The following is a 16,876-nucleotide window of genomic DNA, read 5'->3' as shown; positions in this document are numbered from 1 at the left end:
CAGATGCAGGCAAACGCTTTTCTCAGACGCCTGTCAGGATAGGGCTGTCACAACACAATAAACACAACAAGATGAGGTCTACGATGGGAAGCAATTCTTCTTTTTCTGCCCGTAGAACGGCGCTGGCTATGGCCGTTGCGCTGTGTTGCGCCTGGCAATCCCCTGTTTTCGCCCACGGCAGCGAGGCGCATATGGTCCCGATGGACAAAACGCTGCAGGACTTTGGCGCCGACGTTCAGTGGGATGATTACGCACAGATGTTTACCATTGCGAAAGACGGCGCCTTTGTGAAGGTCAAACCGGGCGCTAAAACCGCCATCGTCAACGGGAAAACCCTCAAGCTCGAGGTGCCGGTGGTGATGAAAGGCAAGAAAGCCTTTATCTCTGACAGCTTCATCAATGATGTTTTCCAGTCCGGTCTTGACCAGACTTTCCAGGTTGAAAAACGCCCTCACCCGCTGAACGCGCTGACGGCGGACGAAATTAAGCAAGCCGTTGAGATTGTCAAAGCCTCGGCGGATTTTAAACCAAATACCCGCTTTACCCAGATTGCCCTTGCTGAGCCAGAGAAAGCCAAAGTGTGGGACTTTGTGCTTAACGGTACGGCTGTGGATGCCCCGCGTCAGGCAAAGATTGTGATGCTCGATGGGAAGCACGTTATCGAAAGCCTGGTGGATCTGAAGGATAAAAAAATCCTGCGCTGGGAGCCGGTGAAAGACGCGCACGGCATGGTGCTGCTGGATGATTTCACTGCGGTGCAGCAGATCGTTAACGAGAGCACGGAGTTTGCCGAGGTGCTTAAAAAACACGGCATCACCGACCCGAAAAAAGTGATTACCACGCCGCTGACCGTCGGCTATTTCGACGGTAAAGACGGCCTGAAGCAGGAAGATCGCCTGCTGAAGGTGGTGAGCTATCTCGACGTCGGCGACGGCAACTACTGGGCGCACCCGATTGAGAACCTGGTGGCCGTGGTCGATCTTGAGCAGAAGAAAATCCAGAAGATTGAGGAAGGTGCCGTTGTTCCGGTTCCGATGACGCCGCGCCCCTACGATGGCCGCGACCGTATAGAGACGCCGAAAAAACCGCTCGACATCATTGAGCCGGAAGGCAAGAACTACACCATTACCGGCGATATGGTGCACTGGCAGAACTGGGATTTCCACCTGAGCCTGGACTCCCGCGTCGGCCCGATGATTTCGACCGTCACGTACAACGACAACGGCAAAAAACGCCAGATTATGTATCAGGGGTCGCTCGGCGGCATGATCGTTCCTTACGGCGATCCGGACGTGGGCTGGTACTTCAAGGCCTATCTTGATTCCGGCGACTACGGCATGGGCACCCTGACCTCGCCGCTGGTGCGCGGGAAAGACGTGCCGTCCAACGCGGTGATGCTCAACGAAACTATCCCGGACTACACCGGCGCGCCGATGGAGATCCCGCGCGCGATTGCGATTTTCGAACGCTATGCGGGGCCGGAATATAAGCATCAGGAGATGGGCCAGCCTAACGTCAGCACCGAGCGTCGCGAACTGGTGGTGCGCTGGGTGAGTACCGTGGGCAATTACGATTACATCTTCGACTGGGTGTTCCATGAAAATGGCACCATCGGCATTGACGCCGGCGCGACGGGTATCGAGGCGGTGAAAGGCGTTCAGGCGAAAACCATGCACGACGCCACCGCCAAAGATGACACTAAATACGGCACGCTGATCGACCACAACATCGTGGGCACCACGCACCAGCACATCTACAACTTCCGTCTTGATATGGACGTGGACGGCATCAACAACAAGCTGGTGGCGATGGATCCGGAAGTGAAGCCGAACACCGCCGGGGGCCCGCGCACCAGCACCATGCAGATTAATCAGTACGATATTGATACCGAGCAGCAGGCGGCGCAGAAGTTCGACCCGGGCACGATTCGACTGCTGAGCAACACAAGTAAAGAGAACCGCATGGGCAACCCGGTCTCATACCAGATTATCCCTTACGCGGGGGGGACGCACCCGGTGGCGACCGGCGCGAAATTTGCCCCGGACGAGTGGATTTACCATCGCCTGAGCTTTATGGACAAACAGCTGTGGGTGACTCGTTACCATCCGGATGAACTCTACCCGGAAGGGAAATTCCCGAACCGCTCCATCCACGACACGGGCCTTGGGCAGTACAGCAAGGATAACGAGTCGCTGAACGATCAGGATGACGTGGTCTGGATGACCACCGGCACCACCCACGTGGCGCGCGCGGAGGAGTGGCCGATTATGCCGACGGAATGGGTGCATACCCTGCTTAAACCGTGGAATTTCTTCGACGAGACGCCAACGCTCGGGAAGAAAAAAGACGAAAAATAACCATCCGCCGGGCAATTGCCCGGTTTTTTTTGCCCTGGCGTTTGAGGATCGTCCTGGCTTGCTTATAGTTACTGATATCTCACCTGCATGATTTATCCCCCGGACGGGAAAGGGCTTTATGGAAAAAAGAAAAAAACCGACGCTGGAACGGGCAACCTGGCCAACGCGCCAGGCCATGGTCATGCATGGACTGGCGATGAACCTGCCGTGGCTGGCCTTCGTCAATATCAGCTTCGCGGTGATGATTCTGCTGCGACACGTTCTGCTTAAGGCCAGCGATCCTCTTTATCCCCACTCGCCGCAGCTGACGAGAATCGTCGATGCCTCCATGCTCGGTATTATCATTCTCTCGGCTGCGCTGATCCTTATGGCCTGGCGGCGCATCGCCGGCATCAGCGTGGTGTTGTTTATCTGCAGCGCCATCTGGTCGGTCTCCTGCTTCTGGTTTATCACCCAGCTGCTGCTCCCGCACGTCTGGCCGCTGTGCGTTATTCTGTTACTCGCCGGTTTGACGGCGCTCTATTTCTACCCTGAAGGGCTGCTCGCCTTTGTGCTCCCGCTCTGGATCACCCTGCCGATAGCAAGCTGGATACGAAACGATGGTCTCAACCTTCACTTCGTTGTTATCTGGAGCGTCTTTACGCTGATCCTGATCTGCGGGCGTTTTATTCTGCTGAGCTGGTTTGACGAAGCCTGGCGACGTAACCAGCAGAATCAGCTGCTGATTTCGCGGCTGGATGCGCTGGCGCATCAGGACCCGTTAACCAAAACCGCCAATCGACGGAAAATGGAGGTGGTGCTGGAGAACGCGGTTGAGCAGAAGAAGCCCTTCTCGCTGATTATGCTGGATATCGACTACTTCAAGCGCTACAACGACACCTACGGGCACCAGGCGGGTGACGACTGTCTGACGCGCGTGGCGCGCGTGCTTAAGCAGTCGGTGCGCACACCTGAGGATGTGGTGTCACGCTACGGCGGCGAAGAGTTTCTGGTGATTCTGTTTAATTGCCCGGAGAACATCGCTGAAAAGGTCGCCCTGCGTATCCAGGACGGCCTTCGCGCAGAGGCCATACCGCACTGCGCCTCGACGGTCAGCGACCATGTCACCGTGAGCATGGGGATTGCGGGGATGGCGGGGGGACTCGCGGGCACCGAGATTATCGCCCGCGCCGATGCGGCGCTGTATCGGGCGAAAGAGGCCGGGCGGGATCGGTGGTCGCTGTAGATAAAAGCTGGGTGGCGCTGCGCTTACCCGGCCTACGGTTCGAGTCGTTGTAGGCCGGGTAAGGCGTAGCCGTCACCCGGCTTGCTTTTTAATACCGCACGCACACCGACTTGGTTTCACACCAGCCGTCCAGCCAGTCCGGACCGAAGTCACGCCCTGTCCCGGACTGCTTCATCCCGCCGAACGGCAGGTTGGCGTCGATCAGCGTATGGCTGTTCACCCACACGGTGCCCGCCTGCAGCCGATCGGTATACTCCAGCGCCTTGCTGATATTCTGCGTCCAGACGCTGGCCGTCAGGCCATATTCGGTGTCGTTTGCCAGCTGGAGCGCCTCTTCCCCGTCGGCGACGCGTACCAGGTTGACCACCGGACCGAATACTTCTTCACGGGTGAGCCGCAGCGAGGCATCCGGGTTCACCACCAGCGTCGGCGACACGTAATAGCCTTTGCCCTCCGGACCACGGTTACCGACGATCAGCTCCGCGTTGCGCGACGTCGCCTCATCAAGGAAAGACTGCACCTTGTCGCAGTGCGCACGCGACACCAGCGGGTTGATAAACGCCTCCGGCGACATGCCCGGCCCGACGCTCAGGGATTTCACCGCCTGTTCGAACCCGCTCACCAGCGTGTCAAACAGCGGGGCTTCAATGTAGATGCGTGAGCTCGCCGCGCACACTTGCCCCTGGTTCAGGAAGCTGCCGGTCATTAATCCTTCTATCACCCACGCGGGGTCCGCATCCTTGAGCACAATTGCCGGGTTTTTCCCGCCGAGCTCGAGGGTCACCCCGGTGAGCGTGTCCGCCGCCGCGCGGGCAATTTGCTTACCCGTTGCCGTTGAGCCGGTAAAGCTCACCTTCGCAATATGCGGGTGCGAGGTCAGCGCTGCGCCACACACCGCGCCGCTGCCGGTCACCACGTTGAACACCCCGTCCGGGATGCCCGCTTCACTGGCGAGTTCCGCCACGCGCAGCAGGGTCAGCGGCGTGGTTTCCGACGGCTTAATGACGATAGAGCAGCCCGCGGCCAGCGCTGGCATCACTTTCCACATCCCGATCATCAGCGGAAAGTTCCAGGGCACAATTCCGGCCACCACGCCAACCGGCTCTTTACGCGTCCACGCCTGATAGCGTGCCCCCTGCGGTAGCGGGATGGAGAGATCGAGGGTTTTGCCCGCAATTTTGGTGGTCAGCCCGGCGGTATAGCGCATCCAGTTCAGGGTGCAGCCGACTTCAAAGGCACGGGAGATGTTGATGGACTTGCCCTGCTCCAGCGTTTCAAGCTGAGCCAGCTCCTCGCCGTGCTTTTCAACGAGATCGGCGAAATGGAGCAGGATCCGCTCGCGCTCCGCCGGGAGTTTTCCGGCCCAGGTACGGGCCACATAGGCGCGCCAGCCGGACATGACGGCACGATCAACGTCGTCGACGCTGGCGTCGGCAGTTGAGGCAATCACCTCGCCCGTGGCCGGGTTGTAGACATTAAGCCGCTTTTCACTGTCCGACGCGGCCTGACGCCCTTCAATCCACAGGCCATGCTGTCGGTCTAAAAATTGTTGCACGGCAGGCTGAATAGCCACCAGTGATTCAGACATAGGATACTCCTTCGTTATTCTTCGCAGGGTGTTCATCCAGTCTAAGAGGGGTTTTGCATTCTCGCTTTTGTCTCTGTGACATTCGCTTTGCCACCTGTGACAGGCGCCGCAAATCGCGATAATTGCCGCTTATATCGCTGTTACCGGTGAGTGTTCTTTCCTATAGTCAGCCTCATAGCTCTGACAAAATGCAACACAAATGCAACAATGCGAAAACGTTGACGGTGCAGTGAGAGAAACGATGGCGTGTGCAAGCGAGCAGGAACAGTATCAGCAGTGGCTGGCGCAAATTAACCAGGTTTGCGGGCGTTTTAACGCGCAGCCCACCGGGGGCAGATTCTACGGCGAGCTGGAGACCAGCTATGCGCGCAGCCTGAAGCTCAGCACCGTCACCGCCGGTGGTGTCAACCTGTTCCGCTCCCGTGAGGAGATCAAACAGAGTAACGATGCCTGGTTCTATACCGTGTTTCAGCTCGAAGGCAGCGCGGAGATTGAGCAGGATGACCGTCGCGCGGTACTCAGAACCGGGGATATCACGCTGATTGACGCCTCACGCCCCTGCTCGATCAACTGGCAGGAAAAATCCCGCCAGATTTCGCTCCTGGTTCCCCGTCAGATTATTGAGCAGCAGTGCCGTTTTCAGGAGATAAGCTGCGCCACCGCCCTTTCCCGCACGCTGCCCACGGTGCAGCTGAGCCATCGCCTGTTGATGGAGAGCATGAGCAATGCCAGCCTGAGTGACCGGGAGAGCGAAGCGGCGCTCGAAGCGATGATTTGCCTGCTGCGCCCCGCTTTCCAGCAGCGCGAAATCATTCAGCCGCGTAAGGAGCGCCAGTTCCAGCATGTGGTGGCGCTGATTGACGACCATATTCAGTCTGAATCGCTGCGTCCGGAGTGGATTGCCGCCGAGAGCGGAATGTCCGTGCGCAGCCTCTATCGCATGTTTGCCGAGAAGGGGCTTGTGGTTGCGCAGTACATTAAAAACCGCCGCCTGGATCGCTGCGCGGAGGTGCTGCGCGCAGCCGGTGATGACGAAAAGCTGGCGGGCATTGGCTACAGCTGGGGGTTCACCGACCATAGCCATTTTTCAACGGCGTTTAAGCAGCGCTTTGGCGTTTCGCCGGGTGAATATCGCAAGCGCTACCGCTAGCTATTTTTTCAGCCATTTTCCGTTAATGCCCTTCACATACTCGCCCGGCTGGGCGCGAGCAACCAGTTTTTGCCCTGCCATTTTGGCCACTTCATCGACCGGCAAATTATTGCTGTCAGCCAGCTTCTGGTAGCTTTCCGTGCGCGCCGCGTTGATGCGATTGATCAGCGCCAGCGTTTCGGCATCCTGTTGAATCGGGGCCAGATAACCGCTGAGGGTTTCCCCCACGCGCCCCTGGGCCCGGGCATCGTTGAGGGTGAGCGTAGCCGCCTGTACGTTCATCCCCAGCGCCAGCAAAATCAGAGCTACTCGTTTCATGGCATCCTCAGAACAGATCGCTGCGCGATTTCAGCAGGGTTTCAACGTCTTTATCGACCTTAATGTGGATCTCATGTTCGATTTTGACATTCATGTTGATGGTAATCGGCTCCTTTGGCGCAGCGACTTCAATGCGCGGCGTACAGCCGGACAGTAGCGCGGCAACGGCAACGGTGAGCGCACCAGCCATCTTTTTCATTGTTATTCCTCACTTTCCTTGCCAGTCGAACTGCGGAGACCGGGTATCGCCGCGTGTTGCTCAAACCAGGTTTGCAGGTTGTCTCCAAAACGCAGGCTGCGCCAGAGGGTAAAGACATTCTCGTCATGGGTATAGTTCAGGTTGACGGAGCTGCTTTTGCCATCGACCCTGCTGGTCCCCTTGATGGTCGCCTGCATGGTTAATTCACCCAGGTTATCTAAATTGATTCTCGTCCACGAACGCGAAATTTCCATATAGCGGAGCCAGTTAATCGCGGCGCCCGCGACCATATTGTCTTTCACGATGGCGTCGGCCGTATCTTTGTCGATGCGAAGCGTCATTGGCCCCGGGTTGGTCAGCCAGCCATCCTTAATGATCCATTTTTCGTTGTCCAGCCAGAACGGCAGCGCCCCGCTGACCGGCCCCGACATGGCGAACTGTTTCGGATTGACGGCGCTAATCAGCTCGCTCGAGGAGATATTGTCCACCCGCAGCAGAGCCGGATCGTGCTGCGGCATTCGCAGCTGCTGCATGGTGATCTTCCCGCCGAGGGTTTCCACCTTCACGTTGGTGAGCAGCAGCGGATTGTCCTCCGTCCAGGGATAATCGCCCTGTAAATCCGCGGTAATGTTGCGCGCGGTCACCAGGTTTACCACTTCACCGATGCGCAACGTGACCGGACCGCGCGTGCCCAGAGACCAGGTGCCCTCGCTGAAGCGGAACGGCAGCACAAAATCGACGCCGTTAATCTGGTTATCGGGCATCCAGGCGCTGCCGGATTTCAGCACTCCGTGCCCGCCCGCTTCAAAGCCCTGATCGGCCGCCGCCGAGAAGGCGACCTGCGCATAAAGCGCCCCGTCGCGCAGCGTCATTTTCCAGTCCGGCGGGATCAGCGGCTGGAATACGGCGAGGGACTGTTTCGGCCACCAGGCCTGCCCGCGAAGGCGCACGCCATCCCAGCGTCCGTTAACCTGTACCGGGCCGATGTTGTCCGCATGGAGGTCACCCTTAAACTGAAAAATCGTCGGGTCGGTGCCGTCGACGCTGAAGGTCAGGACCGAGGGCGGCAACACGCTGCCGCCGGAGAAACGGGTTTGCCCTGCGTTGAGCGACAACGCCCCACTGAAGGTTGGTTTTTCGGCATCGCGCAGCCAGCGTACAGGCCGATCCAGCACCAGACGCGGCGTGCTGACCTCCATCGTGCCATACTGAAGCTTGTCAAAGCCGGTGGAGAGTGCCGTCAGCTCAATAAGGTTGTCGCGCCACTCGCCTTTCCCGGCGACATCCCAGCGGGCATGCATCGGCGTAAAGCCGCCTTTGCCCCAGTAGCGCCACTGCCACAGGCCGTTATCGGGTAAAAAGTCGTTGGCCTGACCGTCCAGGTGGAGTTCAAAATCGCCCATCTCGTTTTCATGGGCGCGCAGAATCGCCTGTAAACGACCGTCCACCCCCTTCCGGGTGAGCTTCACGCCCGCCAGCGGCCAGCGGATTTCATCGATATCGAGCGAGTCAATGATGCGCCCGCGCGAGCGAAGCAGCGCGCCCGGCTCAAAGGCGAGCTGCGGTTCATACAGGCTGCCGGTCAGTTTTGCCGGTAATTTGGCGTAAAGAATGAGATCGTTTTGCTTCGCCTCGCCGCTCAGGTGCAGGGGCATGTCGCTGTTTTCCATGCTGAGCCTGCCAGGCCCAATATTCAGTACCGCGTTGCCTTTACCCGCATCGCCTTGCGTCAAGACGTTCAGTCGTCCGGTCAGGGTGGCTTTCTCCAGCCCCTGCTGCCAGTTGTCGGCGCGAAGGGACACCCGCCCGCTCAGTGGCATACCCGAGAGATCCCAGTTCCAGCGCCCGTCGCTGATGTTGAGCTGTTGCGCCGTGATCTGCCACGGCAGGTCGAGAAGCGGATCGGGGTTGTCTCTCGCCATCACCACCAGCTGTCCCTGATTGTCTTCCCAGTCGAGATCGGCATCGACCAGAGACGTTAACTGTGGCACGTTAAAGGTCGCCACCGCGTGGCCTTTCACCGGCACGCCGTCCGGCACCAGCGGCAGGGTAAACTCGCCCACCAGCTTAATCGGCTGCGGCTGATCCGGGAGCTGAACATCGAACTGGCTGACCGAGAGCGTCTGACCGCGAAGCGTGCCTTTAATGCTGACCTGCTCGCCTTTATAGGCGATCTCCTGGCTGGAGGGGGTTAGCGACGCCTGCAGCTCGCCCTGCCACTGCTGCCAGGGCGACAGCGTCAGGCGGTGAATCGTGAGCCAGGTATTGGGTAACACAGCCTGCCATTGTGCCAGCGTTTTCGGGGCGACCGTTGAGGGCGCCGACTGGGGAATTTTGCTCAGGCAGACGGTGTTAAGATCCAGCGCGCCGATATCCAGCTTCCAGCGGCTGGGGTGTGACAGCGTCACGTTATCGATGCGGGCAATTTCGCAGTCTTCCACCAGATAGCGAAGATCGGGGATCACCAGCGCGCGGCGAGTCAGTTTCGGACTCTCTTCGAACGCGATGCGCGTCCCGACGGGAAGCCAGATCCCGGCGAGCGTCGGTACCCACTGAGCGAGCGTCATCAGCAGCGTCAGCGGCAACAATATGAACAGCAGTAAAAGCGCAAGAGCGGCTTTGTATTTACCCTTCATGGGCAGTTAATATCCTGATTTAGCGAAAGAATTAAGCCGGCAGTGCCGATCATTGTCGCATGTTTAGCGGTTGAGTTGAAGTTGACGCCAAGTTAAGAATAGATGCTGTAATAGTAAGCGGTAATTTTTTTGCTATGCGTAACCTAAAGAATATAGTTTCGGTTCAATTGGTTACGCATAAGTTCAAGAATAATCGCAGAGCAGATTTGCGACATTAATACCTATTCCGTGGCATTGCCAGCAGGTAAAGCATGGCGAATATCAATGACCCCCAATACACCGAGTCGTACCGCCAGGGATCAAAATCAATATGTAAAAAACCGCTAACAAACTCATAGCCGTTGGCAAAAACGTTAATTTGAATGGCTGCGATGGCTATCACAAATAGCGTATAGGCAATGAACAGAGGATATTTATGAAGCCTGTTGACCTTGAGTTTCCCGAGGTACAACAAGAAAAAAACGACAATAGATACAATAAAATAGCATACGGCAGGTAGAATCGGTGGGGTTAATGACAACTCGAATTGTTCCGACATAATTAATTCTCTTTAGCTATCTGGTACATCTGCCAACCTGTGACGCTTCCACTGGTTAAATCCAGAGCCATCGCTGTTTTAGAAGCCTCTTGCCATCCTCTGATATAATCAGATTCAATGTTGCGAAACAGACTCCAGGATTTTTCTCGGGGAGCCAGTACTCTCCTGCCCGCGCCATAGGCTGATAAAGAGATATCAACTACTCCATAGACAATATCAGCTTCATTATTCCCATAGCCGAGTTTCGCTGCTACGTAACGATAAGCATCTCTTAGCGTGCCAGACCGATCTTCACGATAAAGAAGATAGTATCCATTTTCATACATGTTGTTTAGCCCATGAGTAATCATAGGTGCACCATACGCAGCACAGGCCAGACCCAGCGAACCGACGCATAAACTAGCGCCCCCATACACTTGCGCCCCACCGGCAACGAAACCGATCTGTTTAAGCGCTAAAGTCGTCGTTGTTGTTCGGTTTTTTTCAACAACAATAAATAACTTAGCTTTATTGAAGGTGAGTAAATCATCCTGTTCCTTAAGATGATGTATCTGTTCATCAAGTAATTGAATCCCGCCTGACCAGGTCAAGCAATGCGACTCGATCTCCCTTCTCAGGTGAGCAACAAGTTGTTGAGTTTCAAAAAACATACCAGCGGTACCATAAAGCAAATGCTTTGTGGCAATTCGCTGCGCAAGATTTTCAATCTCTAAGACTTTCTCTTCGAAATGACTTTTATCCCGATTATGGTTGTACATTCGGTCTCCCTGTCATTTTAAAATGATAGTAATAATACTACCTTCGATGTTAGGACATTCAAAGAGCTACGTCATTTTAACAGCTAAAGGTAGTCACATTTTCAAGCATTGGGAAACCACTTACCCAAACATACGCACTTGTTGTGACTTTAGTCTCCCCCATAGCCCCCTTAGAGTAAAACAAGCAGACATGTCGCTGGTGTCAGTCCCGCTTAAGAAATCGGTGGATATGAATATCATGGAGTTAGGGTGCACATATGCTCTAGAATAATTGATAGAACTTATTGAATTCAATAATATTTTAGAAATTGTAAGATAATTTTAATCATGCTAACGTGAATGCAAAATCACTGGAGAAAGTCTTATGAAACTCGCAGTATATAGCACAAAGCAGTACGACAAAAAGTATCTGCAACATGTTAACGAGGCTTACGGGTTTGAGCTTGAATTTTTCGACTTTCTGCTGTCCGAAAAAACCGCCAAAACGGCGCACGGCTGTGAAGGCGTCTGCATTTTCGTAAACGATGACGGCAGTCGCCCGGTGCTGGAAGAGTTGAAAAAACAGGGGGTGAAGTACATCGCCCTGCGCTGTGCGGGCTTCAACAATGTGGACCTCGACGCGGCAAAAGAGCTGGGTCTGAAGGTGGTGCGCGTTCCGGCGTACTCCCCGGAAGCGGTGGCTGAACATGCGATTGGCATGATGATGTCCCTCAACCGTCGTATTCACCGCGCTTATCAGCGCACCCGTGACGCCAACTTCTCGCTGGAAGGGCTGACCGGCTTTACCATGTACGGCAAAACCGCTGGCGTAATCGGCACCGGTAAAATTGGCGTGGCTGCCCTGCGCATTCTGAAAGGCTTTGGCATGCGTCTGCTGGCATTCGATCCGTACCCAAGCGCCGCAGCGCTGGATCTGGGCGTGGAGTACGTCGACCTACCGACCCTGTTCTCGCAGTCCGACGTGATTTCTCTGCACTGTCCGCTGACCCCGGAAAACTATCACCTGCTTAACCAGGCGGCGTTTGACCAGATGAAGGATGGCGTGATGATCATCAACACCAGCCGCGGCGGGCTGGTTGATTCTCAGGCTGCTATCGAAGCCCTGAAGACCCAGAAGATTGGCGCGCTGGGGATGGACGTGTATGAGAACGAACGCGATCTGTTCTTTGAAGACAAGTCTAATGACGTCATCCAGGACGACGTGTTCCGTCGCCTCTCTGCCTGCCATAACGTGCTGTTTACCGGTCACCAGGCGTTTCTGACGGCCGAAGCGCTGATCAGCATTTCTGAAACCACGCTGGGGAACCTGCAGCAGCTGGAAAAGGGCGAAGCGTGCCCTAACGAGCTGGCTTAAGTGCTACGCCGGGTGGGCGGCTAAGCCTCACCCGGCGCGTTTGTTTCCCAGCTCCGGTGCGCAACGCGCCACCAGAGCAGGACGGCAGCCAGCGCAATCGCGCTCAGGACACTGAATGCCGTCGCAAACGAGTAATGACCGGCGATCGTCCCGGTTAATGCCGGACTCATGGATGCCCCTACTCCCTGCATCAACATCACCACGCTCTGCCCGGCATTGACGTGCCCGCTTCCGCGCAGCAGCACCACAATAAACGACGGTACGACGACCCCCAGGATCCCGGCGGCCAGGCCGTCGAGAATTTGTACCGGGATCATCATTAACGGCGCATCCGTGGATGCCGCCAGCGCCGCACGCACCGGCATAACCAGCAGCGCCAACATAATCAAGCGCCAGTAGCCATAGTGTTCGATCCGGCGCGAGGCCCAGATGGCGACGGGGATCATCACGGCCTGAGAAATGATGACGGTACCTGCTGCATACAAACCGGGGTTGATCGCGGCAGGTGCCGCGGCAACCCTCATGCTCAGCATCGGCAGCAGCGCGGCGTTCGCCAGGTGGAACAGCAGCAGCGTCAACCCGGTCACAAACAGCGCCCGGTTTTTCATCAGCACCGCAAAACCGGGGACCGGCAGGCTCGCTGAAGAGGACAGCCCGCGCGCCGCGTCGTTATCGATATCGCTGTTGCGAATGGCAAGCAGCGCACACAGCGTTAGCAGCGTGGTGCTGGTCATCAGCAGGAAAATCCCGCCCACGCCCCAGTACCACGCAATGCCGCCCGCAATGAGCGCGGTGACAAAGTTGCCGCCGTGATTGAACGCCTCGTTTCTGCCCATCTGCGCGCTGAACCCGCCCTGCCCAGTCAACCCCAGCGTAATCCCGGCGATCAACGGCCCGACAAATGCCGCACAGATACCGGTGACGACTTGCGACACGGCGACAACGCTGCTCTGCTGGCTAAACCAGAGCAGAAGCGTGCTGAGCGTGATCAGAATGCACAGAAGCGCGAGCACAGCGCGCTTGTGGCGGGAGGTGTCGGTGATGAATCCCGCCGGCAGCGTGGCCAGTAACCCCGCCAGCCCGCCGGCCGTCATCAGGATGCCGATATCATCAGGGGTCCAGTGGCGTTCGGTCAGGAAAATACCGAGAAAAGGCCCCAGACCATCACGAACATCAGCAATGAAAAAACTTGTCAGGCATAACGCCCGCAGCGAACGAAGAGACATACTTCCTGCCTTGCCTGTTATTGCCTGAAATAAGCAAAATGCAGTATACCGGGTATTTTTGAAAATCAGATGACGTCTGAAAAATATTCCCTGCAAACTTAAACAATACATCAAGGGCGCTGTTTTTTTACTTTACTCATTATTGCGCCTGCTTATACTGGCAAAAATTTTCACAGGAGTCCTTCGTTGGAAAGCCATTTTATCGTTGATACGAAGGTAAGCTGACGCGATTTTCTCGCTGCTTACCTTAACGGTGGGCAGCAATCCTCTTGACGTGATTGCATCCCAATACATTAAGAACGACCAAATTTGTGGAGCATCGCGATGTTCATGTTTAATCATTCACTCTTTCCGCCGCCCTCGCGCTGACATGCTTTGCGTTTTAACGGCGTCATACTGTGCTTTGTGAAGCGCTGACGCTTATCGTGTAACCATGTTAACAGGCGACAGGCTGATGTTCCCTTATATCTCTCATCTGCTCGCAGCGATGCTGCTGGGCGCAATTATTGGCGCGGAAAGACAGTGGCGCCAGCGTATGGCCGGGCTTCGCACCAATGCTCTGGTTGCAACGGGTGCGGCCGTGTTTATTTTAAGTTCCCTCTCGACGTCACCCGATAGCCCGGGGCGTATTGCAGCGCAGATTGTCTCCGGAATAGGTTTTCTTGGCGCTGGCGTTATTATGCGTGAGGGAATGAATATTCGCGGTCTTAATACCGCCGCGACGCTGTGGTGTTCGGCCGGAATTGGCGTGCTATGTGGATTAGGTCAATTCTGGAATGCTGGTATGGCCAGCGTGATTATTCTGTGCGCCAACATCCTGCTTCGCGAAGCTGCGCAACGGATTAATCAGCTGCCCGCGCTCCATGAAGGCGAAAAATGCTATGTCCTGAAAATCACCTGTGATGACGAGCATGAAGATGCGGTGCGGCAGAGTGTGGTCAACATGGCGAAAGAGTTGACGTTGAGTCTGAAAGCCATTTATTGCGATACGGCGCAAGCAGAAGGAAAAACTGAAATACGGGCCGAGGTGATGACCCGTGAGGAATACCGGAAATTACTCGAGCTAATTATGGGTAATATTGGCGGGAATAAAATTATGGCTTCCGTAAGCTGCCACGCAATATGAATACGATACCGGGCATTGCGCCCGGTTGAGGCTTCCCGTTTTGCAGAAATGGGCAGTGACATGGGCCGATGAATCCCAGGATGCCCCGTTTAACAAACGTTCTTTGTCACACTACTTGACGAATTCAGAGGCAGGTTCGACCGGGCGAATATCACATAACCAAAATTTGTCCTCGTTATGACAGCCTGCTCTCTGTTTTGAAGGAATTAACGGCCTACTCTGAGTTGTGCAAAAAACACTCAGGAAGGACACATGTACAACACCATTTTGGTTCCCATTGACATTTCCGAGGATAGCCTGACGCACATGGTTATCCCGTTCGTTCAGGCACACACCGCACTTAACACGGCCAAGGTTCACTTTCTTACCGTTATTCCTTCGCTTCCCTATTTTTCATCGTTAGGTTTGGCCTACTCCGTGGAAGTGCCGAAGATAAAAGAATTCCAGCACGCTGCTTTAGCGAAACTGGATGAGATTGTTAAGCAATTCAAAATCCCTGCAGACAAGATACAGACCCACGCCGTGACGGGGTCTCCGAAGGATCAGATCCTTAAGCTCGCTGACACGATCGGCGCCGACCTGATCATCATTGCCTCCCACAAACCTGACATCTCGACCTATCTGTTGGGTTCGAACGCTGCGGCAGTGGTGCGGCATGCGAAATGCCCTGTGCTGGTTGTAAGATAAAAAAACCGGGCGTAACGCCCGGTTTTTTAAGCCAACACCATGAACCGCTCCCAACAGACAGCTACACAGGAATATGAGCAGGTTTACAATCCCTGACCAGCCTTACCTGTTCACGCAAAGCGCAAATGGCGACTGCAGATTTCCAATCAGCCAGCCATTACCTGTAGGTTCAATCTTCAGCTGGCGAACGGTTCCCTCGGGAACATAAAAGAAGCTGCTTTTAAAACTGTCATCATCAGCTGTATCACGCGGATTTTTAACGTAGCGCGTATCGGTCAGGGCAATCTCACCCGGCCTGTTCATCTCATAGCTAAAGAGAATTGTGCGTGAGATGACATTAACACCTCGCGCTGACTGGATATTCCCAGACAGGACAGCCTGGCCATCGTGGTTTTTATCTAAACGGAAAATAAACTCCAGCGTAGCGACGAAATCAGGTTCGTGATGGTTGTAACGCACAATTGTGGAACAGTTAACACTCAACGCACTCTGTTTATGACGCATGTGAACGTAGAACCACACCGATAACGCCAGGATGAGGAGTAAAATTACGGCCGATATTCCTGTTTTTTTATTGATTGCGTTCATAACCACTCCAGTAGTTATTCAGACAGGAGATGTAATTATTATTCTTTTGCGTGCATCGACTGATAAACGCCCTCCCCTTATTGCCGTACAGATAGGACTCTGAAACCTGATAGAGAAAAGAAGTGCCTTCCAGACACTGAATATGATTTGAGTTAGCCAGTTCTAAAAACAGTTCTTTTTTTTGCTCTGACAGGGATGCAGAGTTGCTCTGGACTGTATAGACAGGACAGGTGTCGTAGTTAAACAAAAAATGAGGCTTAATCTGTTTTATTTCCTTTACGTCTTTCGACGGAATTACGAGACCTGACACAACTAAGGTAGCGCTGATTAAAAGTACAATCAGTGCCAGCGTATAATGAAGAACCTTGTTCTTACCCGCTACCGCCGTACGGTGTACTACCTTTATTATCTCCGACTCTTCATCTTCTTTGAGTCGTCCATCAGCAATCGTAGATTCAGTTATATCCCTGACATCAATATCACTGTTAAACATAAAGCCGACCCGAGGCACTGTGGTAATACATTCATCCGTAATACCAAACTGGACGAAGTGTTTTCTCAGTTCTGAGATGTATTTATTTAATGTGTGACTCGATGAGCGCAACCCATGAGCATCCCAGACGTTATCCAGGAGTTCATTCCGTGTCAGGACTTGACCATGCCTTTCGAGAAGGCATGTGAGTAGCCTGTTCATTGTCAGGGTCAGAATGACAGTAGAGCCCTCGTCTCCGGATGGCCATATGGCACCATCTTCAGAGCGATAAAAAACCCTATTATCAATCACAAAAACCATCTCTGACTCCTTATCCATGATGGTAATTGAATGGATCTTCACATTTATCCAGCCTGCGAAAGCCCATTAACTTCTTTCTCGCATCTTAGCACAGCAAGACGCAACAACCTCTTCTGCAGACTTATCACTTGTAAATGAAATACCAAGCAGAATATAAGTTTGTATTTTAATAAATTCGCAATACATGTATCTACACGCCGTTTTGGGTTGATAGGATTATTCGCAGAAGTGAATGAGCAGGTTCTTATTCTTCAGGAGCAGCAATCCGACCTACCGCCATTCACAGCCTCGGGTACGAAGAGTGAAGTGGTCAACAAAAACTGGCCACCGCGT

Annotated in this window: 15 protein-coding genes; 6 read left to right on the top strand and 9 right to left on the bottom strand. The window is 54.5% G+C overall.

All coding sequences use genetic code 11. The features are described 5' to 3' along the window. Window positions 1-83 precede the first annotated feature (83 nt). Window positions 84-2,357 carry a primary-amine oxidase gene (gene tynA, locus HMPREF3143_RS19100; RefSeq protein WP_070534092.1) on the top strand — a complete coding sequence of 758 codons (2,274 nt, stop codon included), beginning with the start codon at window positions 84-86 and terminating at the stop codon, window positions 2,355-2,357. Window positions 2,358-2,475: 118 nt separating this feature from the next. Continuing rightward, a complete protein-coding gene (locus tag HMPREF3143_RS19095) occupies window positions 2,476-3,582 on the top strand; it encodes a GGDEF domain-containing protein (protein ID WP_070534091.1) in 1,107 nt (368 codons plus the stop codon). A gap of 88 nt (window positions 3,583-3,670) precedes the next feature. On the opposite strand, the gene HMPREF3143_RS19090 is transcribed toward HMPREF3143_RS19095, so the two are convergent. After that, entirely contained in the window at window positions 3,671-5,170 is a 1,500-nt protein-coding gene (locus HMPREF3143_RS19090; RefSeq protein ID WP_070534090.1) for an aldehyde dehydrogenase family protein, read from the bottom strand. A gap of 241 nt (window positions 5,171-5,411) precedes the next feature. On the opposite strand from HMPREF3143_RS19090, the gene feaR reads away from it, so the two are divergent. Continuing rightward, the gene (gene feaR, locus HMPREF3143_RS19085; protein WP_021241324.1) at window positions 5,412-6,320 is read left to right on the top strand and encodes a transcriptional regulator FeaR; all 909 of its coding nucleotides are present in this window, start codon (window positions 5,412-5,414) and stop codon (window positions 6,318-6,320) included. Here the strand turns inward: feaR and HMPREF3143_RS19080 are convergent, their stop codons facing one another. The 5 genes from HMPREF3143_RS19080 to HMPREF3143_RS19060 form a co-directional block, all read right to left on the bottom strand. Further along, window positions 6,321-6,638: a YdbL family probable chaperone protein gene (locus HMPREF3143_RS19080; protein WP_070534089.1), complete on the bottom strand. Its 318-nt coding sequence runs from the start codon at window positions 6,636-6,638 to the stop codon at window positions 6,321-6,323. 7 nt (window positions 6,639-6,645) lie between these two features. Continuing rightward, the gene (locus HMPREF3143_RS19075) at window positions 6,646-6,837 is read right to left on the bottom strand and encodes a YnbE family lipoprotein (protein WP_008502388.1); all 192 of its coding nucleotides are present in this window, start codon (window positions 6,835-6,837) and stop codon (window positions 6,646-6,648) included. A gap of 2 nt (window positions 6,838-6,839) precedes the next feature. Further along, entirely contained in the window at window positions 6,840-9,473 is a 2,634-nt protein-coding gene (locus tag HMPREF3143_RS19070) for a YdbH family protein (protein WP_023292538.1), read from the bottom strand. Window positions 9,474-9,687: 214 nt separating this feature from the next. After that, complete coding sequence (locus HMPREF3143_RS19065) at window positions 9,688-10,011, bottom strand: hypothetical protein (RefSeq protein WP_008502390.1); 324 nt, start codon at window positions 10,009-10,011, stop codon at window positions 9,688-9,690. A 2-nt stretch (window positions 10,012-10,013) separates the two neighbouring features. Next, entirely contained in the window at window positions 10,014-10,769 is a 756-nt protein-coding gene (locus HMPREF3143_RS19060) for a DUF4225 domain-containing protein (protein ID WP_023327356.1), read from the bottom strand. A 364-nt stretch (window positions 10,770-11,133) separates the two neighbouring features. On the opposite strand from HMPREF3143_RS19060, the gene HMPREF3143_RS19055 reads away from it, so the two are divergent. Next, the gene (locus HMPREF3143_RS19055) at window positions 11,134-12,123 is read left to right on the top strand and encodes a 2-hydroxyacid dehydrogenase (RefSeq protein ID WP_008502392.1); all 990 of its coding nucleotides are present in this window, start codon (window positions 11,134-11,136) and stop codon (window positions 12,121-12,123) included. Between the two features lie 20 nt (window positions 12,124-12,143). On the opposite strand, the gene HMPREF3143_RS19050 is transcribed toward HMPREF3143_RS19055, so the two are convergent. Then, window positions 12,144-13,349 carry an MFS transporter gene (locus HMPREF3143_RS19050; protein WP_070534088.1) on the bottom strand — a complete coding sequence of 402 codons (1,206 nt, stop codon included), beginning with the start codon at window positions 13,347-13,349 and terminating at the stop codon, window positions 12,144-12,146. Window positions 13,350-13,782: 433 nt separating this feature from the next. Here HMPREF3143_RS19050 and HMPREF3143_RS19040 point away from each other — a divergent pair, with 433 nt between their 5' ends. Next, on the top strand, window positions 13,783-14,475 hold the full coding sequence (locus HMPREF3143_RS19040) for an MgtC family protein (protein WP_021241319.1): 693 nt from the start codon (window positions 13,783-13,785) through the stop codon (window positions 14,473-14,475). A 252-nt stretch (window positions 14,476-14,727) separates the two neighbouring features. Further along, on the top strand, window positions 14,728-15,162 hold the full coding sequence (gene uspF / locus HMPREF3143_RS19035) for a universal stress protein UspF (protein ID WP_070534087.1): 435 nt from the start codon (window positions 14,728-14,730) through the stop codon (window positions 15,160-15,162). Between the two features lie 102 nt (window positions 15,163-15,264). Here uspF and HMPREF3143_RS19030 read toward each other — a convergent pair whose 3' ends face one another. Both HMPREF3143_RS19030 and HMPREF3143_RS19025 read right to left on the bottom strand, forming a co-directional pair. Next, the gene (locus tag HMPREF3143_RS19030) at window positions 15,265-15,750 is read right to left on the bottom strand and encodes a hypothetical protein (RefSeq protein ID WP_008502396.1); all 486 of its coding nucleotides are present in this window, start codon (window positions 15,748-15,750) and stop codon (window positions 15,265-15,267) included. Then, entirely contained in the window at window positions 15,734-16,543 is an 810-nt protein-coding gene (locus HMPREF3143_RS19025; RefSeq protein ID WP_008502397.1) for a winged helix-turn-helix domain-containing protein, read from the bottom strand. Before HMPREF3143_RS19025 ends, HMPREF3143_RS19030 begins: the two co-directional genes overlap by 17 nt. Between the last annotated feature and the right edge of the window lie 333 nt (window positions 16,544-16,876).

The organism is Enterobacter sp. HMSC16D10, assembly GCF_001807145.1.
In the GTDB taxonomy this organism is placed as follows: Bacteria; Pseudomonadota; Gammaproteobacteria; order Enterobacterales; family Enterobacteriaceae; genus Enterobacter; species Enterobacter roggenkampii.
Note: the sequence above shows the minus strand (reverse complement) of the source record. Positions and strands in the feature narration are given on the sequence as shown.